At 65.3% G+C, this 23,067-nt stretch carries 21 protein-coding genes and 1 pseudogene; 4 read left to right on the forward strand and 18 right to left on the reverse strand.

The genetic code is table 11. The annotated features are described in order from the left end of the window. From Q0J54_RS09645 to Q0J54_RS09700, 12 genes and pseudogenes are all read right to left on the reverse strand, one after another. Window positions 1–452, reverse strand: a pseudogene (locus Q0J54_RS09645) (FAD-binding oxidoreductase); the annotation flags it as partial. A gap of 256 nt (window positions 453–708) precedes the next feature. Next, on the reverse strand, window positions 709–2,259 hold the full coding sequence (locus Q0J54_RS09650) for a Na+/H+ antiporter NhaC family protein (protein WP_296305262.1): 1,551 nt from the start codon (window positions 2,257–2,259) through the stop codon (window positions 709–711). Window positions 2,260–2,280: 21 nt separating this feature from the next. Beyond that, window positions 2,281–2,703: a hypothetical protein gene (locus tag Q0J54_RS09655; RefSeq protein WP_296305263.1), complete on the reverse strand. Its 423-nt coding sequence runs from the start codon at window positions 2,701–2,703 to the stop codon at window positions 2,281–2,283. After that, window positions 2,700–3,032 carry a hypothetical protein gene (locus Q0J54_RS09660; protein ID WP_296305264.1) on the reverse strand — a complete coding sequence of 111 codons (333 nt, stop codon included), beginning with the start codon at window positions 3,030–3,032 and terminating at the stop codon, window positions 2,700–2,702. Before Q0J54_RS09660 ends, Q0J54_RS09655 begins: the two co-directional genes overlap by 4 nt. Window positions 3,033–3,308: 276 nt before the next feature. Beyond that, the gene (gene fliL, locus Q0J54_RS09665) at window positions 3,309–3,968 is read right to left on the reverse strand and encodes a flagellar basal body-associated protein FliL (RefSeq protein WP_296305265.1); all 660 of its coding nucleotides are present in this window, start codon (window positions 3,966–3,968) and stop codon (window positions 3,309–3,311) included. Between the two features lie 134 nt (window positions 3,969–4,102). Further along, on the reverse strand, window positions 4,103–4,483 hold the full coding sequence (locus tag Q0J54_RS09670; protein WP_296305266.1) for a chemotaxis response regulator CheY: 381 nt from the start codon (window positions 4,481–4,483) through the stop codon (window positions 4,103–4,105). Window positions 4,484–4,558: 75 nt separating this feature from the next. Continuing rightward, a complete protein-coding gene (locus Q0J54_RS09675; protein ID WP_296305267.1) occupies window positions 4,559–5,341 on the reverse strand; it encodes a FliA/WhiG family RNA polymerase sigma factor in 783 nt (260 codons plus the stop codon). A gap of 58 nt (window positions 5,342–5,399) precedes the next feature. Then, complete coding sequence (locus tag Q0J54_RS09680; protein WP_296305268.1) at window positions 5,400–6,212, reverse strand: MinD/ParA family protein; 813 nt, start codon at window positions 6,210–6,212, stop codon at window positions 5,400–5,402. A 2-nt stretch (window positions 6,213–6,214) separates the two neighbouring features. Beyond that, complete coding sequence (locus tag Q0J54_RS09685) at window positions 6,215–7,246, reverse strand: flagellar biosynthesis protein FlhF (RefSeq protein ID WP_296305269.1); 1,032 nt, start codon at window positions 7,244–7,246, stop codon at window positions 6,215–6,217. Between the two features lie 478 nt (window positions 7,247–7,724). Then, the gene (flhA, locus tag Q0J54_RS09690) at window positions 7,725–9,827 is read right to left on the reverse strand and encodes a flagellar biosynthesis protein FlhA (protein ID WP_296305270.1); all 2,103 of its coding nucleotides are present in this window, start codon (window positions 9,825–9,827) and stop codon (window positions 7,725–7,727) included. A gap of 73 nt (window positions 9,828–9,900) precedes the next feature. Continuing rightward, window positions 9,901–10,974 carry a flagellar biosynthesis protein FlhB gene (gene flhB, locus Q0J54_RS09695; RefSeq protein WP_296305271.1) on the reverse strand — a complete coding sequence of 358 codons (1,074 nt, stop codon included), beginning with the start codon at window positions 10,972–10,974 and terminating at the stop codon, window positions 9,901–9,903. 79 nt (window positions 10,975–11,053) lie between these two features. Beyond that, complete coding sequence (locus Q0J54_RS09700) at window positions 11,054–11,557, reverse strand: AbrB family transcriptional regulator (protein WP_296305272.1); 504 nt, start codon at window positions 11,555–11,557, stop codon at window positions 11,054–11,056. A 461-nt stretch (window positions 11,558–12,018) separates the two neighbouring features. On the opposite strand from Q0J54_RS09700, the gene Q0J54_RS09705 reads away from it, so the two are divergent. Beyond that, window positions 12,019–13,302 carry a sensor domain-containing diguanylate cyclase gene (locus tag Q0J54_RS09705; protein ID WP_296305273.1) on the forward strand — a complete coding sequence of 428 codons (1,284 nt, stop codon included), beginning with the start codon at window positions 12,019–12,021 and terminating at the stop codon, window positions 13,300–13,302. A gap of 815 nt (window positions 13,303–14,117) precedes the next feature. On the opposite strand, the gene Q0J54_RS09710 is transcribed toward Q0J54_RS09705, so the two are convergent. The 5 genes from Q0J54_RS09710 to Q0J54_RS09730 are packed head-to-tail and all read right to left on the reverse strand — an operon-like array spanning window position 14,118 to window position 19,315. After that, window positions 14,118–14,969, reverse strand: coding sequence for a prephenate dehydrogenase (locus tag Q0J54_RS09710; RefSeq protein WP_296305274.1), 852 nt, complete (start codon window positions 14,967–14,969; stop codon window positions 14,118–14,120). Next, window positions 14,966–16,354, reverse strand: a complete 1,389-nt coding sequence (locus Q0J54_RS09715) for a 3-phosphoshikimate 1-carboxyvinyltransferase (RefSeq protein ID WP_296305275.1) — start codon at window positions 16,352–16,354, stop codon at window positions 14,966–14,968. Before Q0J54_RS09715 ends, Q0J54_RS09710 begins: the two co-directional genes overlap by 4 nt. Further along, entirely contained in the window at window positions 16,347–17,531 is a 1,185-nt protein-coding gene (gene pheA, locus Q0J54_RS09720) for a prephenate dehydratase (protein WP_296305276.1), read from the reverse strand. The genes Q0J54_RS09715 and pheA overlap by 8 nt, the downstream gene beginning before the upstream one ends. A 1-nt stretch (window position 17,532) precedes the next feature. Next, window positions 17,533–18,516: a 3-dehydroquinate synthase II family protein gene (locus Q0J54_RS09725; protein ID WP_296305277.1), complete on the reverse strand. Its 984-nt coding sequence runs from the start codon at window positions 18,514–18,516 to the stop codon at window positions 17,533–17,535. Window position 18,517: 1 nt separating this feature from the next. Further along, window positions 18,518–19,315, reverse strand: coding sequence for a 2-amino-3,7-dideoxy-D-threo-hept-6-ulosonate synthase (locus Q0J54_RS09730; protein ID WP_296305278.1), 798 nt, complete (start codon window positions 19,313–19,315; stop codon window positions 18,518–18,520). A 388-nt stretch (window positions 19,316–19,703) separates the two neighbouring features. On the opposite strand from Q0J54_RS09730, the gene Q0J54_RS09735 reads away from it, so the two are divergent. Continuing rightward, window positions 19,704–20,351, forward strand: coding sequence for a hypothetical protein (locus tag Q0J54_RS09735; RefSeq protein WP_296305279.1), 648 nt, complete (start codon window positions 19,704–19,706; stop codon window positions 20,349–20,351). A gap of 58 nt (window positions 20,352–20,409) precedes the next feature. Here the strand turns inward: Q0J54_RS09735 and queA are convergent, their stop codons facing one another. Next, on the reverse strand, window positions 20,410–21,534 hold the full coding sequence (gene queA / locus Q0J54_RS09740; RefSeq protein ID WP_296305280.1) for a tRNA preQ1(34) S-adenosylmethionine ribosyltransferase-isomerase QueA: 1,125 nt from the start codon (window positions 21,532–21,534) through the stop codon (window positions 20,410–20,412). A gap of 124 nt (window positions 21,535–21,658) precedes the next feature. Between queA and Q0J54_RS09745 the strand changes: the two genes are divergently transcribed. Both Q0J54_RS09745 and Q0J54_RS09750 read left to right on the forward strand, forming a co-directional pair. Continuing rightward, the gene (locus tag Q0J54_RS09745; protein WP_296305281.1) at window positions 21,659–22,225 is read left to right on the forward strand and encodes a hypothetical protein; all 567 of its coding nucleotides are present in this window, start codon (window positions 21,659–21,661) and stop codon (window positions 22,223–22,225) included. Between the two features lie 2 nt (window positions 22,226–22,227). Continuing rightward, window positions 22,228–23,067 (forward strand): flavoprotein (locus Q0J54_RS09750; protein WP_296305282.1); only part of this gene is annotated, 840 nt, incomplete at its 3' end.

The following is a 23,067-nucleotide window of genomic DNA, read 5'->3' on the forward strand; positions in this document are numbered from 1 at the left end:
GCCACCTGCTCGGTGGTGTCCGGCTCCACCACCAGCAGGGGGAGTTCCATGCGCAGGTCGGTGGCGTCGGTGGCCGTTTCCACAAGGGCGGCCGGATGGGTCAGCACGCATTCGGCGGGCAGCATGCCGCGCAGGGTCTCGGCCAGCCGCTGCCGGAAGTCCGCCTCCGCCTCGTAGGCGGACCAGAACATGGTGATGCCTTCGCTGATGGCCGTGGCGTAATAGTGCGCCAGCGCCAGCGCTTCGCGCTCGAAGCGTTCTCGCACGCTGGCGCGTACCGTCTCAGCGTCGATAAAGGGATTGTAGGCCACCAGGAAGAGTTCTTCGGCAATGGCGATGGCCAGGTGGCGCACAGATTCCGGCCATTCCTCAAAGTCGCTGATATTGATGCGCAAAATGCGGTTGACGACGTAATCGGGCGATATGGAGATATGCGGTCCCTTGTGGGCCATGACCTGTACCTACCTTGCGGAGATGCGGTTGCCGGCGGCCTGCCGGGCCAGTGGGGCGGGTGAAGGTTCGACAACCATGCGTGAAGCCGGAAAACTTCTTTTTATCCGCATCAATCCCGCTTGGCAAGCTGCCGCCGGCGGCTCCGGCGGAAAGATTTTTCCGTGGCGGCAGCGGCAGGGCGGGCAAACGGCAAAAAAACGAAGCATCCCGCCCGCGCGGTGCGGACGGGATGCGGCAGAGAGCGCGGAACGGGAATCAGGCCGCCGGACGTCTTTCGGCCCGGGCCCGCAAGATGAACATGGTGGCGACCATGACGAGCAGCCCCGCGCCGAGGCTGGCGGGCAGGGAGCCGTCGGTGAAGCCCGCCACCACATAGCCCACCAGACTGCTGCCCGCCACGATGCAGGCATAGGGCATCTGGGTGGACACATGCTCGATGTGGGTGCAGGCGGCGCCGGCGCTGGACAGGATGGTGGTGTCGGAAATGGGAGAGCAGTGATCGCCGAACACGCTGCCGGCGAGCGTGGCCGACAGGCAGACCAGCACGAGCCCCGGATCCACCTGCTGGGCCACCGGCACGACGATGGGGATGAGGATGCCGAACGTGCCCCAGGCCGTACCCGTGGAGAAGCTGAGGAAGCCCGCCAGCGCGAAGATGATGGCCGGCAGCAGGCCGCCGGTCATGCCGCCGTCGGCTTCCACGAGGGTGCGCACATAGGCGGGAGTCTGCAAAAGGTTCTGACAGACACCGGAGATGGTCCAGGCCAGCACAAGGATGATGTTGGCGGGCATCATGGCCTTCATGCCCTGGGTGGCGCCGTCCATGAAGGTCTTGAGCGACATGCGGCCGAGGGCCACGAACTGGATGAAGGCCACCACCAGCGCGCCGAAGGAGGCCAGCACCAGCGCCTTGGCCGCCGTGCAGTTGCCGAAGGCCGCGCCCATGCTGTGATACTGCGGATCGTCGCCCCAGTAGCCGCCGTTATAGAGCAGGGCCAGCACCGCGAGCACGATGAGGCTGCCGATGGGCACGAGCATATCGGCCAGATGGCCCTTGCCCGTCACTTCGGGCTGCCGCCGGGCCTCTTCGACGGCATCGCCATCCTCGCCGATGTCGCCGGCCCGGGCCCGTTCTTCCGCCCCGCGCATGGGGCCGAAGTCGAAGCGGCCCATGCAGACCATGACGACCATGACCAGCGAGAGCAGGGCATAGAAGTTGTAAGGGATGGTGGCCACGAAGGCGGCGAAGTCGCTTTCAAAGGCGCCTGTCGCCTTGAGGCTGCTGCCCACGGCCGCCGCCCAGCTGGAAATGGGGGCGATGATGCAGATGGGGGCGGCGGTGGCGTCGATGATGTAGGCGAGCTTGGCGCGGGAGATGCGGAAACTGTCCGTGACGGGCCGCATGACCGTCCCCACGGTGAGGCAGTTGAAGTAGTCGTCGATGAAGATGAAGACCCCCAGACCGGTGGTGGAGAGCATGGCCGAGCGGCGGCTCTTGATGTGGCGTGTGGCCCATTTGCCGTAGGCGCGTGTGCCCCCGGCCATGGCGATGACGTAGACCAGCGCGCCGAGCAGGGTGCAGAAAAGGACGATGTTGAAGTCCAGCTTGCTGACCATGACGGCAAAGGCCGTTTCCACGGGTTTGACCAGCAGCGGGCCGGAGCCCGTGCCGATGGTGTGGATGAGCGTGCCGCTGAGGATGCCGAGGAACAGCGAGGAGATCACTTCCTTGGTCAGCAGGGCAAGGGTGATGGCGATGAGGGGGGGCAGCAGCGACAGCCAGCCCGCAGCTTCAAACGGTTCCATAATGCCTCTGGGGGAAAAGGGTCAGGAATTCTGGCTCATAATCAGCTCGACCTCGTCCACGCTGAGGCCGGCGTTGCGGGCGATCTGCTTGGCGGAAAGCCCTTTGCGCTGGCCGTTGAGGATCAGCTCGCGCAGGAATTGCGGCGAGCGCGTGATGCCCTCGGCCTGGTCGAGCAGCCGGCGCAGCGTCTGCGCCCGCTGTTCGAGTTTCTCGTCAAGACTCCGCAATTCGGCCTGACGCTGGGCGAACGTCGCCACGATCTCCTTTTCCAGCCGGGCGTTCATCTCGATGCGGGCCAGGAGGGCCTCCTGATTGCCCTGCAACGTGTTCAGCAGGCGTTCCGAATTGCGGAGCCGCAGATAAAAAAAGAGCACGCCGCTCAGGATGAGCAGTTCCATGATGGAAAAAAGAATGATCAGGCCAAGTTGGATATAATCGTTCATACGCGTACGTTCAGAAGGTTTCCCACCAGCGGCGAGCCGGAGGGCCGGGGTTCTTCTTCCTCTTGCGGCACAAGTGGCGGCCTGCGCCGTCTCCGACTGCCGAACTGTGCGCCTGCCTGTCCCTGATCGTGGGCGTCTGTATTGATGGCGCTGCCCTCGGTCTTGGGTTCACTCTTTTCGACGTGCTGCATCTGCTGCTTGGCCATTTCCGTGGCAAGCGCCTGTGACATGGCCAGCGCGGCTTGCGGCGCGTTGGTCGTTGCCGATACCAGCGGCGCGGCAAGCCCGGTCTGGGCATACAGCACGGCCATGGTGGATTGGATGCTCACCGGTTCCCCTCCCGGACAGGCTTCCGTCCCTTTATCGGAATAAACAATGATGCGTCCTGGCGCTTCCAGCGGCCCGACTCCCCCGGCGCGCCCCCTGAAAGGGCAGGTATTGGCTGTGCCCGCTGCGGGCGGGCTCCTGCCGTACGGGCGACTCGGGATGCAGCTTTCGTTCCCCTCAAAAGCCGCAGGTGACGGGTGTGCGGCCGTCAGGCGCTCTCTCCATTCATCCCTCGTGTCAAGGTTGTCATACGCGGGGCTGCCGGAACCGTTCCGGCATCAATGGCCCAGATAGCTTTCCACCAGAACGTCCTCGATCTGTCCGAGGGTCAGATAGCTGTTCACCACGGACGTGAGGTCCTTCTTGATGGTTTCCCTGTTGGCGGCGGCCAGCAGGAACTCCAGCGATTTGTTGCGCAGGTAGTAATACATGGCGTCGCGCACGGTCATAAGCTGCTTTTCGACTTCCTTGCTCACCATCTCCGACTTGGCGATGGTGGAGAACCGGCACACAAGGAAGTTCGTGTTGCCCTTTTCATCCTTCACGGGGACCCAGAAGGGTTCCAGCTCGTAGACGTAGTCCCGCTCCATGGGGGCGGCCTCCGGCGGCTTGACCACGATGACTTCGGGCTTGGGCGGCTCCACCACCACCGGCGGCACCCGGAAGAAGAACCACCAGACAGCGACCGCCGCCAGCACGACGAGCAGGCCGACGCCGCCGATGATGAGCTTTTTCTTGCTCCTGGGAGCCTCCTGCACCACCGGCGCGGGGGCGGTAGAGCGCCGCTCCACGGGAGGCAGCGGCTTTTCTTCCGGTTCACGCAAGAAAGGCGCGTCGTCGAGGTCCAGTTCGACCTTGCCGCCGCCGGTGGACGGCGACGCTGACGGCGCGACCTCGACCTGGACGTCGTCCTTTTCCTTTACCTTCTCGTCGGCCACGACTTCCTCCGGGCATCCGTGCGGGCTGCGTCTTGCGTCCACTCATGGGCGAGAGGACGCCGTGCGGCAAAAAAAGGGCAACGACAGGGCAAGGCCCGCCGCTGCCTCCATTCCATGCAGGCCAGAACGAGCGCCTACTGAAAGATCTTGTCGATCTTCTGTTTCATGGTATCGGCGGTGAAGGGCTTGACGATGTAGTTGGACACCTTGGCCTGCACCGCTTCGATGATGTTTTCCTGCTGGGCTTCGGCCGTCACCATCAGAAAAGGAATGTTGGCGAACTGTTCGCTGGCGCGCACTTTGCGCAGCAGGTCGATGCCGGTCATCTGGGGCATGTTCCAGTCGGAAACGATGAAGTCGATCTTTTCCCGGTTGAGCACATCCCACGCGGTGGTGCCGTCGTCGGCTTCCACGACGTTGTTGAAACCGATCTGGCGCAAGATATTGCGGACGATGCGGCGCATGGTGGAAAAGTCGTCCACGATGAGGACGCGCATATTGGTATCGTACGACATGAGTATCTCCTCCCTTGATTCCGCCGGTGGCGGCAAATGAGCGCTGATGGCACGCCAGCAGGCCCCGGCGCTCTCCTAGGAGAGCGGGGTGTCCCCGTACTGGTTGAGGAATTCCTTCCGCAAGCGGTTCAGGGCCTGGGAATGCAACTGCGAGACGCGGCCTTCGGTTATGCCCATGACTTCAGCCGTTTCCCGCATATTGAGTTCATCCGTGTAATAGAGTGACAATACCAGCTTTTCCCTAGGTGTCAAACGGTCAATGAGGGGGGCTATGCGCTCGATCATTTCCTGATGCGCCGTGGAGGAAAAGGGCTGGCCGCCGTTTTCTCCTCCCTCGCCGGAGACCGTATCCTGGATGGCGTCCAGGGAGAGCCAGAGCTGATTTTGCAGGGCCTCGAGCCCCTGGCGCACGTCGCGCAACTCGAGGCCCGTCATCTCGTGCAGTTCTTCTTCCGTCGCCTGCCGCCCCTCCTCGAACTCCACCTTTCGCATGGCCTCATCCAGTACGCGGATGCGCTGCCTGAGCGAGCGGGGGAACCAGTCGAGCCGGCGCAGTTCGTCCAGCATGGCTCCCCGGATGCGGGTCTCGGCATAGGTCTCGAACCGGATGCCGAGCTGGGGGCGGAACTTGCCCAGGGCTTCCATGAGTCCCAGCGTGCCGGAGCTGATCATCTCGTTCAGTTCCACGCTCCGCGGCAGCTTGACCTTGAGGCGCAACGCAAGGAAGCGGATCTTGGGGGCATAATGCCGCACGACGGCTTCCTGCTCCGCCGGGGAGAAATCCTCCCAGGCAGTGGCGCCGGTCTCAAGAGCCTCCCAGGGGGCGGACTCGTCTGTTCGTGCTGTCCCGGTATGCATGCCTTTCCTTTGCGTCCGACGCGTCAGGTCATGGGTGGCCTGGTCCGTGAGCCTCCGTTCAGCAAAACAGCAGCTTTTTCCAGAAGAACTTGATGTTGCCGTCAAGCTGCCGGGCCACTTCCCACTGGCTGATGGTCGTGGCCAGCTGGTCGATGGCCCGGGCCGCCGGGCTGTCCGGCTGGGTCTCGCACAGGGGCTTCTGGGCCAGTACCGACTTGCGCATGGCCGGGTCCCGCGGCACGAAGCCGGCGAAGTCCAGCGAGACGCCGCTCAGGAAGGTGTCGCAGGCCTGGTGCAGCCGGGCGAAGATCTCCTTGGCCATCTTCACGTCCGGCACCATGTTGACGCATACCTTGAAGTGTTCCACCCCGTGCGTGAGCTTGAGCACCTTGATGAGGGCGTAGGCGTCGGTCAGGGAGGTCGGCTCGGGCGTCAGCACCACAAGCCGCTCCTGCACGGCGAGGTTGAAATAGAGCACGTTGTCGTTGATACCCGCGCCGGTGTCGACGATGAGATAGTCCACATGGTCTTCGAGCTCGTCCACGGCTTCGAGCAGTTCGAGCTTCTGCCCGCTGGAAAGGGTGAGCATGTCGCTCACGCCCGAGGAGGCCGGCAGGATGGAGAAGCCGTAGGGGGTGGGGAAGAGGATCTCCCCGAGGCTCGCGCCGTCGTGGAAGAGGTGGAAAAGGTTCTTGGCCGGCGTGAGGCCCAGCAGGACGTCCACATTGGCCAGCCCGAGGTCCGCATCGATGAGGACGACCTTTTTGTTCTTCCGCGCAAGACACAGGGCCAGATTGACGGAGAGGTTGGTTTTGCCCACTCCGCCCTTGCCGGACGTTACGGAAAATACGAGAGGAAAATCGCCGCTCATGCTTATGCTCCAGACTGGGGGGTAGAGGTTGTGCTTCCGGCCGGCTCGCCGGGAAGTTGCCGTTTGAAGATCAGGCGCCAGATCAGCGGTTCCGTGGCGGACGCAAGGCTCTCCTTGAGTTCGGAGCCGTAGGAAAGCCCGGAAACGGGCAGGCCCGTGGCGCAGGCCACGTTGACGAGGCTGCCGTAGCTGGCGGCTTCGTCAAGATGCGTCCAGACGAGGCTGGCCGACCCTTCGGGGCGGTAGCGCTCCAGAAAATGATCCATCTGCACGCCGGAAAGCAGGGGCGTCAGCACGAGATGCGTGGCGCATTGCAGCCTGGCAAGGCCCATGCTTTCCCGCCATTCGGCCAGGGTCATGTTGCGCCCCAGTCCCGGCGCGTCGATGAAGACGAGGGCGGCTTCGCGGCTGGCGCGCAGGGCCTTTTCCATGCTGACGGGGTCCGAGGCTTCCAGGTAGAGGAAATCCGAGAGTTCAGCCCAGTGCCGGAGCACGAGCCGGCCGTTGCCGCGCAGGCAGTCGGCATTGATGAAGGCGATGCGGGCTTCCGGCTCCCGCTGACGCCATTGCAGGGCGTAGCGCAGGGCCGTGGTGGTCTTGCCGTTGCCGAAGGGGCCGGCCATGATGTGCCAGCGCTGCGGCCAGCTTCCGGCTCCCCAGCCCTGAACGGGGACCATGCCGCACAGACATTCGAGCACCGAGCTGCCGGGCTGGGCGAGCAGATGCTTGTACAGATCCACCGCCACCGAATCGGAGATGCCCTCCCGCTGGAGGTATTCCAGCGCCACGCGCTGGCGCGGCGTCAGGCGGTCCATCTGGATGGCGGGCTTCATCAGGGCGAAGATCTGCTCCTTGATCTGCAGCCAGTCCTTGTGCCAGTCGCTCCAGCCGCTGGGCATGCCGCCCCCCGGCATCGTGCCCACGGGCTGCTGCGCGCTCACCGGATTACGGTCGATCCCCGCCGTGATCTCGTGGCAAATCTCCCCGTTTTTCTTGAAGGTGCGATTGCCGATGATGACAGCTTCAGGCCCCATTTCCGCTTTGATGCGGGCCAGAATTTCCTGTGAGCTGGCACCCGTGAATGTTCTTACTTGCATGCACGCATTCCTTAGAAGCCTCTTGCCCGCAACGGGCTATGCGTAAAACCCCTTCCCCGAACGCCTCCATTGTGTGTGCCGGCCGGCGTCGGGCACGGCGTCCGCCTTCTCCCCCCGGCGGCGGAACCGTGCGCCACGCAAGGCTGACCGGCGTGCCGCCGGCCGGGCGGATGCGCGGGACGACGGGAGACGGTCGGGGTTGTCGGCAGTCCGCGCATCAGGCGGCGGAGCGGCCGGCAATCCCGGGCGTGGCCGGAGGCACAACCAGAAAGACATAGAGTCTTGTGCCTGAAATGTCTAGACCCTTGTACTCCGTCCCGCCCTGTCAGACTCCTGACGCGGGACAGGTTCCCCCTTGTGGCCGCGGCCCGTCCAGAGGGCTGGCGGCCCCGGCGACGGGCCGTGCCGCGGACGGTCATTCCGCGCCCACGGTCCCCACGCTCTGCAGGCGGATGTCCGGGGGGATCTCCGCCTGGGAGATGACCGGCACGGCCGGCAGGAAGCGCGTGACCAGCTGGGCGAGATGCGGCCGCACGGGGGGGCTGGTCAGCACGACGGGCTGGCCGTCGGTATTGACGGCATTCTCCACCGCCGTATTGATATGCTGGATGAGCCGCTGTGCCGTTGCCGGATTGAGCGACAGGAAGGTCGCGCCGTTGTCCGCCTGCCGGATGGCCTCCTGGAGCATGCGTTCCGTCTGGCCGGTGAGGGTCAGCACGGGCAGGGTCCCCTGGCTGTCCAGATAGGGCCGGACGATGGAGCGGGAAAGACGCTCGCGGACGTATTCGGCCAGCACGTCGGGATTCTTCACGCCGCCGCCGTAGTCGCCCAGGGTCTCCACGATGGTGAGCATGTCGCGGATGCTGACGTTTTCGCGCACCAGCGTTTGCAGCACCTTCTGAACCGTGCCCAGCGGCAGGGTCCCCGGCACGAGATCCTCCACGGCCTTGGGCGCCGTCTTGCCCACGGTATCCAGCAGGCCCTGTACGGCCTGCCGATCCAGGAATTCGGCCAGATGGCGCTTGAAGACCTCCGTAAGATGGGTGGCGATGACCGTGGCCGGGTCCACCACCGTATAGCCGGCCATCATGGCTTCTTCGCGCTGGCTGTCGGGTATCCAGAGGGCCGGCAGGTTGAAGGCCGGCTCGCGCGTTTCGATGCCGCGGATCTGGGTATTGACGTTGCCCGGGTCCATGGCCAGGAAGTGATCCACCAGTATCTCCGCCGTGGCGACCTGATTGCCCTTGATGAGCAGGGCATACTGACCGGGCTTGAGCTGGAGATTGTCACGCAGGTGCAGGGAGGGGATGACCACCCCCATGTCCAGCGCGAACTGACGGCGGATGGAGCGGATGCGGGAGAGCAGGTTGCCGCTCTGTTCCTCGTCCACCAGCGGGATGAGGCCGTAGCCCACTTCCAGTTCCAGGGTGTCCAGCGGCAGCAGGGCCTGTACTTCTTCCGGCGTGTCCGCCGTGGGGCTCTTGCCCTTGCTCTTGCCCTTGGCGCCGCCTTCGGCTTCCCTGGCGTCTTCCTCGTTGTGGGACGTGACGCGGGCGGCGATGTACACGAGACCGGCAAGGACGAGGAAGGGCAGGGTGGGCAGGCCCGGCACCAGCGCGAAGACCACCAGCACGCAGGAGACGAGCTTGAGGGCGCGGGTGTTGAAGGTGAGCTGGGCAAGGAATTCTTCGCCCATCTTGGCTTCGGAGGCCGCGCGGGAGACGAGCAGGCCCGTGCCGGTGGAGACGACGATGGACGGGATGGTGGAGACCAGACCGTCACCGATGGTCAGCAGGGAATAGGTGGTGAGGGCCGTGTTCCAGTCCATGTCCTTCTGCACGACGCCGATGATGATGCCGCCGATGAGGTTGACCATGGTGATGAGCATGCCCGCGTTCACGTCCCCGGACACGAATTTGCACGCGCCGTCCATGGCGCCGTAGAAGTCGGCTTCCTTGCGCAGGGCATTACGGCGTTCCGTGGCCTCCTCTTCGCCGATGAGGCCGGCGTTGAGGTCGGCTTCGATGGCCATCTGTTTGCCGGGCATGGCGTCAAGGGTGAAGCGGGCCGCCACTTCGGCGATACGGGTCGTACCGGAGGTGATGACGACCTTGTTCAGGATGAACAGGATCATAAAGATGACACCGCCGACCACATAGCTGCCGCCGACCACGAACTCGCCGAAGGAGCGGATCACTTCCCCGGCGGCTTCCACGCCCATGTCCCCGTTGAGCAGGATGAGACGGGTGGAGGCCACGTTGAGCGCCAGCCGCAGCAGGGTGGTCACCAGCAGCAGCGACGGGAAGATGGTGAACTCCAGCGGGGAGGTCATGAACATGGTGGTCATAAGGATGAGCAGGGAGGCGGAGATGCTCACGCAGAGCATGATGTCCAGAAAGAAGGTCGGCAGCGGAACCAGCATGACAAAGAGGATGACCACCACGCCCACGCCGAGCATGACGTCGCCCTGCCTGGCGAAGCGACCGTAATCCAGTTTGGGAAGGCTGACTGACGCCATATTTCTGACACCTCAATTCCGCCCGTCCGCCCCGGCTCCCGCACGGGGGACGACGGGGCGCAAACGCCCGCCGTCAGCGGTTTCTGGGCTTCAGCCGCCAGATGCTCGCCAGCACCGCGGCCACCGCCTTGTACAAGTCCTCGGGGATCATCTCCCCCACCTCGACAGACTTATACAAAGCCCGTGCCAAAGGTACGTTCTCCCGGATGGGCACGCGATTTTCCCGGGCCACTTCCTTGATCTTTTCGGCCAGGCGGTTCACCCCCTTGGCCAGCACCACCGGCGCGGGGGCCTCGGAAGGATTGTAGCTCAGGGCCACGGCGATATGGGTCGGGTTGGTCACCACCACGTCGGCCTTGGGCACGTCGGCCAGCATGCGCCGGGCCATGACCTCCATCATCTTCTGTCTCTGCTTGTTCTTGATGACGGGGTCGCCTTCAGCCTGCTTGCGTTCGTCCTTGACTTCGTCCTTGGTCATCTTGAGGCTTTCGTTGTAGGCGTAGCGGGACTGCCAGACGTCGAAGATGGCGATGGCGATGAGCGGTATCAGAGAATACTTGACGACCTTGAGGGCCGTTTCCAGCATGTAGGCGGCCACGCCTTCCGGGGTGGCGTAGTACATGGGCAGGAAGTTGAGGTATTCCGTCCAGAGGATATAGCCGGGGATGCAGCCCAGGATAAGGGAGAAGACCAGGCTTTTCAGGGCCCGCAGCACCGTCTGTGGCGAAAAGAAGCACTGCTTGATCCCCCGCAGGATGTTGAACCGTTCCAGCCTGAATTTGAAGACCTTGAAGGTCCAGAGCTTGCCCACCTGAAGCCGCTGGGCCAGGAAGCTCAGGCCGGCCAGAAAGAGCAGAACGGGCATGAGCAGATAGGCGATGTCGATGCTGAGCGAGAAGAACAGGGCGTAGACGCTTTCCTCGGTCACGTCGAACGTGGTGGAATGCTGGAGGAACTGCCGGAAGATGAGCGTGATCTTGTCCGCCATGGGCCCCAGCCAGATGTTGAGGATGATGAGCCCCCCCACGATGCTCACGACCTTGCCGAGCTCCTGGGACTTGGGCACATTGCCTTCCTGGCGCTGCTTGCGCTTGCGCTTGGGGGTGGCTTCTTCCGTTCTGCTGGGGTCGGACTGCTTGCCGAACATGCGGGACGTTCCTGCGGTAGAGAGCTAGAACGCCGGGGCCGGGGGAGGGGATGGCCGTATGGCCGCCCTCCGCCCGTCCTCAGCGCGAGAGAAAATGATGCAGCAGCCAGCTGAGCAGCGGCGCAAGGATGATGACCGTGTACAGCCGTACGATATGGAAGGCCATGACCGCCGGGGCGTTGTCGCCCATGTCCACGGCCATGCCCACCACGGCCTGGAGTCCGCCGGGGCTGGTGGCCAGCACGGAGCTTGCCGCATCCATGCCCGCCTGACGGGAGACGAACCAGGCCCCCAGGCAGCCGGCCAGCACGAGCAGCAGGGTGGAGCCGACCATGAGGCCCGCCATCTTGCGGATCTCCAGCAGGCCGTCCCGGGTCAGCATGTTGCCCACAAAGATGCCGATGGCGATCTGGGCCGCCAGCTGGAAGAACTGCGGTGTCGTGGTCATAACCTGCCCGAGCAGCTTGACGGCCAGCACGGCCAGCACGGCCCCGAACATGGGCCCGCCCGGCACATGCAGCCAGTGGAACAACAGGCCGCCTGCCGTTCCGGCAAGCGCGATGAGCGGAAAAGCGTAGGTCATGCGAGCCTCCTGCAACCGGGAAGTGCGCTATGCTACGCCTGTTCCGCGGCAATCTCAAGCCGCCTCACGCATCCCCGGCCGGGGCCGTTTGGGGATGGGGGCTCTACCCGCGGGCGGCCGGCGGAGTATGGTCTCTTGTCTTTTCCCCGCCGCGCATGTAGAGTGTCGCTGTCGCCATCATGCGATGGCGGATCGCGGCATGCCGGCACGGGGCCGTATGTCTGTTGTGTTGGAGAGGCGTGAAAATGTCCATGTGCATGTGTGGCTTCGCAAATGGAGTGAAATTCCAGCGCAAGGGAATTCCCATGATTTCGCGCAACTCTCTCTCTCTCTCTCTCTCTCTCTCTCTCTCTCTCTAACTCGCGCGCGTGCGTCACGCATACGCGAATTAGGTCGCGGACTTGCCGCATCAGGCGAATTGCGATGGATTCCCGCGTGCGCGGAGTAATTCAGAGGTCGTAATGTCTGTGCAGATAGTCGAAAGCATCAAGCAGCAATTGACCCCCTTTTCGCCAGGGTTCTGGTTCTTTGACGGCCATTCGGTTAAGATGGACGAGCAGGCGCGAACGCTTCTTCAACTTGACTCCCCTGAAGTGGCGCTGGAAGATTTCCTGAAAATCATTGACGAGCGCTCGGCTGATTTTTTGCGGAAGTTTTCTTCTTCCTTGCATGCAGACACCCTGGTGCTCAAGTTCACCATGAAGCATTCCCCCGAAAAGTGGATACTCATCCAGGGAGGCGTTCTGAACAGGGATTCCTCGGGAAGGGTGGCATGCTGCTCCGGCTATTGCGTTGAGCTGCGAACGAAATTTTCTTTCCCGCGGCTTTTCCAGGCCAATGAGATGGGCATATGGGAGTGGAACGGCATAACCGGAGAGTGCCGGTTTTGCGAAAGCTACCGCGCTATGCTGGGTTACGATGCGAGGGAGCATTTTCCCGCGACTTTCGAGGAATGGGCGACCATCGTCCATCCCGACGACCTTGATGCTGTGGATTTTCAGCGAGAGCTGGCCATTCATCCCGAATTCGGCGACAGCTTTGAATGTTCGATCAGGCTCAGGCACAAGAATGGGCATTATGTCTGGACCATCGGATCGGGCTTCGTCACGCAGCGCAACTACCTCGGGCACGCCCTCGCCCTTCGCGGAACGAACCAGAGCGTGGAGATAATCCGGCAAAAGTATGAGACCTCTCTGCGGGATGCCAAGTTTGATCCGATGACGCGCATGTACAACAGGGATTTTTTCAAAAAGGAGTGGCTCGAAATCCTGCAGAGCAACGTGTTCCCCATAAGCTTTTTGTACATTGATATCTGCGGCCTGAAAATGGTCAACGACACCCTCGGCCATGCGCAGGGTGACAGGATGATCCTCACAGCGGCCGAGCTTGTTGACAAGGTCATCCAGATGCCCAAATTCTCCATCAGGATGGGTGGGGACGAGTTCCTTATCATCCTGCCGAACTGCACGGCCGCGCTTGCCGCCGAGTGCGCGAAAAATCTGAAAAAGGCGCAATTGCTGCGCGGTGACCAGGAAGTTCCCGTGCTGTTCGCCGCCGGAACGTCATCGATGATCATAAAAGCGGAATTGCGGGAATTCATTTCGGCCGCTGAACGGGAGATGCAGCGCAACAAGGAACATTCCCGCCGTGAAGATCGGGCTTTCCTGCTTGATTATATTGAACGCTTCCGAGGAGAGCGGGTCTCGTACACTGATGATCGTATCAATGTCGGAGCCGGAAGCTGAAGTGGCCGTCCCGCGACCGCCGCGGACTGTTTGTTTCGCTTTCACATGGGCTGCTCTGTCGCCGCCGTTCCGGCCAGGGCCTGTGGACGCCATTCGCTGCCTGTTTTGGGGGAAGGGACCCCCTCCGCCGGCGCGGGAGCGGGGTTTCCTCCCCCCAAGCCCCTCCCGCCCCGGCGGCGACCGAAAGGCCCGTTGCGACTGCGGGAAGCCGCGGACATCGACAGCGACGCGAGGGGATCCCCCCTCCCCCAGAACAGGCAGCGAATGGCGTAGACCGGCGCTCATGGAGAAGGAGGAACGTTTTCGGCAGGCGGACGGCTCGGCCTTGCCGCGCGCATCCTCGCCGTCCGCCGTCCCTTCCTCCTCGCGCCACCACCAGCGGGCCCGGCGGCAGCCCAGCGGGTTCGCCGGGGCTGCCGTGAACATTGGAGCATTTTCAGTTTGAAACGCGAAGCGTTGCAAACCATACGGCCTGCCGCTTGCGGAAAAAGCGCGCTCTTTTCACTCACCCTGGGCCGGGCGGCGCTGTGCCGCCGTCTCGCGTCTTCCCTTTTTCAAAGATAAAACGCTCAAAGAAGCGGCGAATGGAGTAATTCCACATTGAAAATGTGGATTGCTCTGGTAGTCGCGAGAGCGACTACCCGCAACCGAACACACGGAAAAACCACGCTTTTTCCGTAGCGTGAGGGCAGCGTCAGCATTGAAATTGGACACAATTTCAATGCGAATCCGCTCTCGTGTCGGCAGGCTCCACATCGCGAAATCGTTAACCGGCTCTCTATGGAGAAGGGAAACTTTTTCGTCAGGTAAGCGGGTCAGCCTTGTTGCGCGCATTCCGCGCCGTCCGCCGTTCCTTCCTCCTCGCGCCACCACCAGCGGGCCCGGCGGCAGAGCAGGTCGATGTCGCCTCCCGCGGCCACGTTGAGCATCTGCCGGTACTGGCGGACGGCCTCGTGGCTGTGGGGATTGGCCTCGAAGAGGGCGCAGAACATGGCCCCGTCCTCGGTGAGCATCTTGCGGGCCGCCGCCTGCCGCCGCCGGAAGGACGGCGTGATGTAGGGCAGCAGCTCTTCGTCGCCGGCCAGGAGGGCGAAGTAGGCGAGCGTGGTGATGAAGTTCATGTTCTGCACGCGAGCCATGGCCCGGTCGTGCGCCTGCGCCGTGGTGCGGAAGCAGCGGCAGCCCAGCGCGGCGAAGAAGTCCTCCACGACATGGACGGCGTCATCCGGCGTATCGGCGGCCGGGGTGACGGCCACGGGCAGCTCGTCTCCCTCGGCGGGCCGGGGGCCGAAGAGCGGATGCGTGCCCACCACGGCATGGGGCCAGACGTCGCACATCTGCCGCATGGGCTGCTCCTTGACGCTGACGATGTCCGACAGCACGGCCGAGGGCGGCAAGTGGGGGCTGAGCAGCGCCGCCGTTTCCTTGAGGGCCGCGGCCGGCACGCAGAGCAACACCAGCGCGGCCCCCCGGCAGGCGGCGGCCACGGCCTCGGGGGCAAAGAGCGCCGCCCCCCCGCCGGAGACCGCCACGCCGAAGGCCTCCGCGGCGGGCCGCTCGTCGCTGATGTCCAGCGGGGCCACGTCCAGTCCGGCCGCCCGGGCGCGCCCCAGCAGCATGCCGCCCATACGGCCCCGGCTGCCTACCAGAACGACCTTGCCCGTCATCGGATCTGCTCCCAGCATTGCCAGAAATCGGGGAAGGACTTGTCCACCACGGTGGGATTGTCCAGCCGCTCACGCATGTCGATGGTGGCGTCCCCCAGCGAAAGCAGGGCAAGCGACATGGCCATGCGGTGATCGTTGTGGGTGCAGAGGGCCACCTCGTCCGGCAGCACCGGGGCCTTGAGCCCGAAACTGCGTCCGGCAAGCCCGTGGATGAGCAGGCCGTCGGAGAGCTCGTCCACCATGACGCCGGTCTTGCGCAGTTCCTCGGCCGGGGCGCGCAGGCGGTCGGATTCCTTGAGGCGCAGATGGGCCACGTTGCCGATGCGTGTCGAGCCCTGCGCGAAGCCGGCCAGCACGGCCACCGTGGGCACGAGGTCGGGGCAGTCGCCCATATCCAGCTGGACGCCGTGCAGGGCGGAAGGGGAGACCGTCACGCCCGTCTCATCCACGCTCACGCGGGCGCCCATGCGCTGCAATATGTCCAGTATGGCGCGGTCGCCCTGCAGGGAGTCCGGGCGCAGGCCTTCCACGCGGACGGGATGCCGTCCCACCGCCCCGGCGGCCAGCAGATAGGATGCGCCCGACCAGTCGCCCTCGATGACATGATGGCCGGGCCGGTATGCGCCGGGCCGTACCGTGATGCGCAGACAGCCGGGGGTGGCCTGGCGCAGTTTCCGCCAGGCCGCGCCGGCCGACGGCTGCCAGTCCGCGTCGGGGGAGGGGCGCGTCTCCACCGTGAAGCTGATGCCGAAATCTTCCAGACATTGCAGCGTCAGGCCCACATAGGGCCAGGAGACCGCCTTTTTCCCGCCCAGCGTGATGGTCAGCGGCGAGGGGCAGAGCGGCGCCGCCAGCAGCAGGCCGGAAAAGTACTGGCTGGAGGCGCCCATGCCCAGGGTGATGTTGCCCTGGATCCGGTCGGGATGCAGGCCGGCGGCGTGCAGCAGCAGGGGCGGACAGTCCGGCCGTCCCTCGTGACGGATGTCCGCGCCCAGCCGGGAGAGGGCCTCGGTGAGCTCGCCGATGGGCCGTTCGTGCATGCGTTCGGCCCCGTGGATGCGGAACCAGCCCTGCCCCGCGGCAAGCACCGCGGTGAGCAGGCGGCAGGTGGTGCCCGATTCGTGCACATCGCAGGACAGGGCGTGGGCGGCGTTGTCGCCGCCCTGGGGCCGCCGCATGCCCGTGACCAGCCATTGCGCCGCGGCATGGCCGCTGCTGCCCGCCACCTCGAAGCGTGCGCCCGCGCTCATAAGGATGGCGCGTGTCTGCTGGAGGTCGCGGCTCTCCAGCACATGCTCCAGCGTGGATTCGCCGCAGGCCAGGGCCGCCGCGATGCAGTAGCGGTGAGAAAGGGACTTGGAGGCCGGAGCCGTGACGTTACGCATGGTCGTCATCCTTGTTGTTTTCCGGGCGATCGAGCTGGGGGCCGGTGGGATAGCAGCCAAGGATACGGAAGCTCGTGCAGACTTCGTTCAGCTGCTGGAGCAGTTCCGCGTATTGCGGCGCTTCCAGATCGCTTTCCACATCCGCGAAGAAGACGTACTTCCAGCACTGGCCGCGCAGGGGCCGGGATTCCAGCTTGCGCATGTTGATCTGATGCCGGGCCAGCAGGTCCAGCACCGTGGAGAGCGCGCCGGACTTGTCCGGCAGGGTGAAGAGCAGGGAGGTCTTGTCCGCGCCGGTATAGCCCGGTACCGGGGTGCGCATGGCCCCGCCGAGCTGTCCGCGCGCGGGCTGCGGCCCGATGATGACGAAGCGCGTCCAGTTGCCGGCCTGATCCTCGATGCGGCGGGCCAGGACGGAGAGCCCCGCCAGGTCGGCCAGCCGGCCGTTGCCGATGGCCGCCGCGCCGGCCTCGCCCTGTGCCCTCCGGGCCGCCGCCGCCGTGGATTCCACGGGCACGAGGGCGGCATTGGGCAGGTGCGCCCGCAGCCAGCCGCCGCACTGGGCCAGCGGCTGCGGGTGAGAGTAGACGGTCTGCACTTCGGCCAGCGAGGTGGCGTTGCTCAGCAGGCAATGGGAGATGCGCGAGAAGAGTTCGGCCTGGATATGCACGTCATGGTTCAGGAAGAGGTCGAAACTCACGCCCACCGTGCCCTGGAGGGAATTCTCCAGCGGCACGACGCCCAGTTCGCACTGGCCCCCGGCCACCTCTTCAAAGACCTGCGCCAGATCGTTGCAGGGGTGGAAGATGGCCGAATGCCCCAGATATTCCACGCCCGCGAAGTAGGAGAAGGTACCTTCCGGGCCGAGGTAGGCCACATGCTGCGGGCGTTGCAGCGCGCGGGAGGAGGAGAGGATTTCGCTCCAGATGGCGCGCAGGTGCTCGTCCGGCAACGGGCCCGTGTTCTGGCGGGCCAGATTGTCCAGCACCTCGCGTTCGCGCAGGGGCTTGAAGATGATGCCGGGATCGTCCGCCTTGAGTCGTCCCACTTCGAGACTGAGCGCCGCCCGTTCGTTGAGCAGGGGCAGCAGACGGCTGTCCACCTCCTCGATGCGGGCACGGATCTCGGCCAGCCGCCGGGCGGAGGGCCCGGCGGACGATGCAGAGGAATCGGACATGCTAGACCTCCCTGATTTCTTCCTTGATCCGCATGCCGAAATGGCGTCCGGCCTCGTCGGTGCGGCAGAGGACGGTATCCCCCGGCCGGAGCGTCACCACGCTGAGCGGCGTGCCGTCCGGGGCCGTGAGGCGGATGGTCTCGGCGTTCTGCAGAAAGACCGCGCCGCGCTGCGTGCCCTGCGGGCCGCGCACTTCGGCCTCGATGAGCAGCATGGGCCGCACTTCGATCTTGACCCGGCCCAGCGTGGCCACGGTGGTCTGGCCGTCCGCGCCGACGATGAGCACTTCCTGTCCGGCGGCCAGCTCGCCGAGGTAGCAGGTCTTGTCATGGGGCAGGCGGGCATAGGCGTGCACCGCCCCGGCATTGACCCGGAAGGGCCGCGCCGCCACATACTCGTTATGCTCCGTTTCCGCATGCACAAGGAAGGTGAAGGCGCTGGAATTGCCCACCAGCATGCCCTGGCCGCGCTTGAGCAGGGAGAGGGTGTCCGCGCAGACGCGATGCCCCAGACCCACGGGCTCCACCCGGGTGATGACGGCCTCCTGCAGGTCTTCGCGTCCCTGCGAGAGCTTGCATTGCGCGATGATGGCCTTGAGATCGCTCACGGCTTCCGGCAGGACGACGATGCCTTCCACGCCGCGTTCGAGGATGCCCGCCGCCAGACGGGCTTCCTCCAGGCTGCCCGCCTCGGCCAGCACGTTGTCGCTCTGGGCCAGCAGATTTTCCACGGGGATCACCTCCCAGCCGCGGGCCAGCGTCACCCGTTCCCCGGCGCGCAGACGCTCGAGCACGGCCTCTTCGTCGGCCTTGACCGTCAGAGCCACGGCGGGCGTTTCCTCCGCCGCCCATACCGGGCAGCGGGACAGGCCCGCCACGGCCTCCACCTGGTCGCGGGGCACGATGACCCCGTCCACCCCCGACTCCAGCGCCAGCGTCACCGCGCCTTTGTCGAAGGGATCACAGCGAAAGTACACCCTGGCCATGCTATTCTCCCACGATGGTCAGCGCGTGTTCCACATCGGCATTGTCATGCACGATGGCGCGCATGGCGCGGACGAGCTCGATGCGGCGGGGATGCTGGAAGACGTTGCGTCCGATGGACACGCCCGCGCCGCCGGCCCTGACCGAATCATGCACCATCTGGAGCAGCTGGCGGGTGGAGTCCATGAGCTCGCCGCCGGCGATGACCACGGGCACGCAGCAGGCGCCCACCACGTCGGCAAAGCTCTCGATGTCGCCGGTGTAGGGGACCTTCACGATGTCCGCGCCCAGCTCCACGCCCACGCGCGCACAGTGGGCCACCACCTTGGGATCATAGCCGTTGGGGACCTGCGGGCCGCGGGCGTAGACCATGGCCAGCAAGGGCATGTGCCAGTTGTCGCAGGCTTCGGCCACCTTGCCGAGGTCGGACAGCATGAGGCGTTCATTGGGGTCGCCGAGGTTCACATGCACGGAAACGCAGTCCGCGCCGTGCTTGATGCCTTCTTCCACCGTGCCCACGAGGGTCTTGGTGTTGCCGTTGGGCGACAGGGCGGTGGAGGCGGAAAGATGGACGATGAGGCCGATGTCCTTGCCCGCGCTGCGGTGGGAGCAGCGCACGAGGCCCTTGTGCATGAGCACGGCGTCCGCGCCGCCGATGGCCATGTCGTTGACGGTTTCGCGCATGTCCACAAGGCCGTCCACGGCCCCGATGGTGACGCCGTGATCCATGGGGACGATGATGGTGCGGCCATTGTCGCGATTGATGATGCGTTCCAGACGGACTTTCTTGCCAAGGTACATGGTGCTTCTCCTTTTGCGGATGCGGTTCCGGGCCGCGGCGGCATAAAAAAAGGGCCGCCGGCGGTTTGCCTGCGGCCCTGATGGTTCGGTTGACGGATGGATGTCAGCAACGATCCCGGCCACAGGCTTCGGTAAAGTACGCAAAAAAATACCAGCCATAAAAGCCGGCGGCGGCGTAGCAAGAAGCGGTGGCAAGGGTGATGCGGGACATGAAAGACTCCATCGTTTCGATCTTGGTACGCCCCCAGCCGTCCCCTTGTCAAGCCTCGCGGAGCGTTTTTTTTTGCGTCGGGCGACCATTTTTTGCAAAAAACGGCTCGAGCAGGGCCGGCAGACCCGTCGGGGCGGCGCACTTTACAGGGAGGCGGGCTTGCGTGTACCGTGAGGGATGCGCGTATGGTTTTTCCTTTTTTCTCTGAGCCTGCTGCTTGTGGCGGCGGGATCGCCCGACCGCGGGAGAGAGGCGGACATCGCCTCCCTCCTCCTGCCCGGCGAGGCGCATGCCGCGCAGACGACGCAGACGCGGCATGCGCGGAAACGGGGCAAGGCAAGGGAGAAGGCCCCCCTGCATGGCGAGGCCTGGGCCTTTGGTCAGTCCGCCGCCCGTGAGGATGCCCTCTGGAAAAAGGGCGTCGAGGGGGAGACCCTGCGGCATCGTGCCACGGGAGGCAGGCAGGCCGCGCCGGTCGTTGGCAATACCGCCAGTATCGAGGCCTCCCTCAAGCGGGAGGACGAGCGGCGGAAAAAGGATGAGGAGCGCCGCCGTCGGGGCGGGCTGGGCGTGAGCCTGGATACGGACGGCTCCGTCTGGCGGCCGCAGACGCCGACCGCCCCCGGCAAGGCGGACGAAACGCTCTCCATCGGCAGTTCGCGGCATACGCTGCGGGCTTTCGGCGATGTACGCAGCGACGACCTCAGTATTTCCGTCGGGCCGGAGATCACCGTCAAGGACAGGGAGAAGGCCAACCATTTTGCCCGCAGCGGTGAACCGGATTCCGCCGTGGGGATGGGCATGCGCTTCTCCCTGGATTTCTAGCCGAGCGGCTGCGCTGGCCCGTCATCCCCGGGCATGCCGTCCGCCGCGAACGCGGGGCTCAGGGGCGGATGAACATGGCGTCCCCGTAGGAAAAGAAGCGGTAGCCCCTGCGGACGGCTTCCGCATAGGCAGCCAGCATGCGCTCGCGTCCGGCAAAGGCGGAGACGAGCAGCAGCAGCGAGGATTCCGGCAGGTGGAAATTGGTCACCATGCCGTCCACCACCCGGAAGCGGCGGCCCGGATACAGATAGACGTCCGTCCAGCCGGTAAAGGGCTGGAGCCCGCCGCAGACCTCCACCGCGCCTTCCAGCGCCCGCACGCTTGTCGTCCCTACGGCGATGACGGGCCGTTTTTCGGCCTGCGCCGCGCGGATGGCCTCCACCGTGCTTTCCGGCACTTCGATGTATTCCCGGTGCATGCGATGATGGCGCACATCCTCGCAGCGAATGGGGCTGAAGGTTCCGTAGCCCACATACAGGGTCACCTCGGCCCAGCCGAAACCCCGTGCGGCAAGGCGCTGCCGCAGGTCTTCCGTAAAATGCAGGCCTGCCGTGGGGGCCGCCACGGAGCCGAGCTTGTCCTCCCGCGCATAGACCGTCTGGTAGCGGCTCAGGTCCTCCCTGTCGTCGCTGCGCTTGATGTAGGGCGGGAGCGGGATGTGCCCCGTGGCCGCGAAGGCCGCCGCAAGGTCGCCCTCCCAGTCCAGCCGCACCCGGCGCTGTCCGAAGGGGCCGGATTCCAGCACGGTCACCGTGATGCCCGCGCCGAAGCTCACGCTTTCCCCGTCCCGGATGCTGCCGCCGCAGCGCACGAGGCCGCTGACTTCGGCGCTCCAGCCGTTCTCGGCATCCTTGCGGCGATGGGCGTTCTCCTTCACCAGCGGCAGGGGCGTCAGGAGGAGGAACTCCACCTTGCCGCCCGTGCCGCGCGTTCCCAGCAGGCGGGCCTGGAGCACCCGGGAATTGTTGGCCACCAGCAGCGCGCCTTCGGGCAGCAGGTCGGGCAAGTCGGTGAACGCATGGTCTTCAAGCGTCAGTTCTCCCCGGCGGGGCATGGCGAGCAGGCGCGAGGCGCCGCGCGTTTCCGGCGGGAACTGGGCGATCTGTTCCGGCGGCAGGTCGAAGCGGTAGGAACCGAGCTGGAAATCCTTTTCGGTCACGGGCGGAAAAACTGGCTGGGGCATGTGCGATCTCCGAGGATGTCGGGCGGGCGTCGCTGCCGCCGCGCTCTTGTCAGCGGGGGCGGGAGAGGCTATCGTTTTCAGCCGTTCCCCGGAGGGAACGAGCACCATCCGCAGGAGTATAGCCATGCCGCGTCTTTTTGTCACCTTGAGCCTTTGCGCCCTGCTTGCCCTGACCGGGGGCTGCGCCACGCTGGGCATCGACAATCCCTTCGGTCCCGGTGAGGATACCCGGCAAAGCCAGTTGCTGGGGGTGCCCTTCCCGGCGGGCATGTCCCTTTCCGCGGACCATTCGCGCGTCAATGGCGGCGAGGGCGTGGAGGTGGCCTTCGGGCAGGTGACGTCCTCGACCGTGGCGCAGGGGCTGTTCAACAGCCTGCAGGCGGCGGGCTGGCAACTGCGTCTCCAGCAGAGCCGCGCGGGCAAGGGCATCTCTGTTTATGAGAACGGGGAGCGCATGGCCGTCGTCGTCGTGGAGTCGCAGACGGTGCAGACGGTGGCGACCATCTGCGCGGGCAATCGCCTGCCGGATGGCAGCATGCTCAGCCTGCCGGGCGGCGGGAGCTCCGCGGGTGGCGAGAGCGGCGACAGCGAAGGCGGCTTCGGGACGCCCGCGGCGGATGCGCCGCCGGTGGGCACGTCCGAGAGCTGGGGCGCGCCGTCTTCCGGCGGTCTGCAGGAGCGCGCGCTGTGAGCCTGGACTGTCTGTTCAGCCAGAGCCGCCAGTTTGCCGGGAAGCGTCTGCATCTGGGCATCTGCGGCTCGGTGGCCTGCTATCGCCTGACCGACGTGCTGCGGGCGCTGCGGCGGATGGATGTCCATGTTTCCGTGACCCTGACCGCCGGCGCACGGCGGTTCGTGACGCCGCTGCTCTTCGAGGCGCTGGGGGCCATGCCGGTCTACGGCGAGATGTTCGCTCCCGGTGAGGACCCCTTCGCCCATCTGGAGCCGGGCCAGCACGCCCAGGCCATGCTGGTGGCGCCCGCCAGCGCGGACGCCCTGTCCCGTCTGGCGCGGGGGGCGGCCTCGGACATGCTGTCGGCGCAGGCGCTGGCCTTCGACGGGCCGCTGCTGCTGGCCCCGGCCATGAACCCGCGCATGTGGCGGCATCCCGCCACCCAGGCCAATGTGGCCCTGCTGCGGGAGCGCGTGGCGCGCCTGATCCTGCCGGACTGCGGCCGTGCCGCCTGCGGCGATGAGGGGCAGGGCCGCCTTGCGCCGGTGGAACAGCTTTTCTGGCATGCCCTGCGGGCCCTGTCGCCGCAGGACATGGCCGGGCGGCGGGTGCTGGTGACGCTTGGCCCCACCCGCGAGCCGTGGGACGGCGTGCGCTACTGGAGCAACCCGTCCAGCGGCCGGATGGGCGGCGCGCTGGCCCTTGCCCTGATCTGGCTGCTGCTGGGCGCGGCGGCGCTGGCCGCGCCGGAAGGCGAGCGCCTGCGCCCGGTGTGCCTGGGTGTGTTCGGCACCCTGGCGCTGGGGGCTTTCCTCATCTTCCATCTGTTCCTCTATGTTTACAACTTCCGGGAGACCGAC

Origin of the sequence: uncultured Desulfovibrio sp. (assembly GCF_944324935.1) — a bacterium.
Lineage (GTDB): Bacteria > Desulfobacterota > Desulfovibrionia > Desulfovibrionales > Desulfovibrionaceae > Desulfovibrio.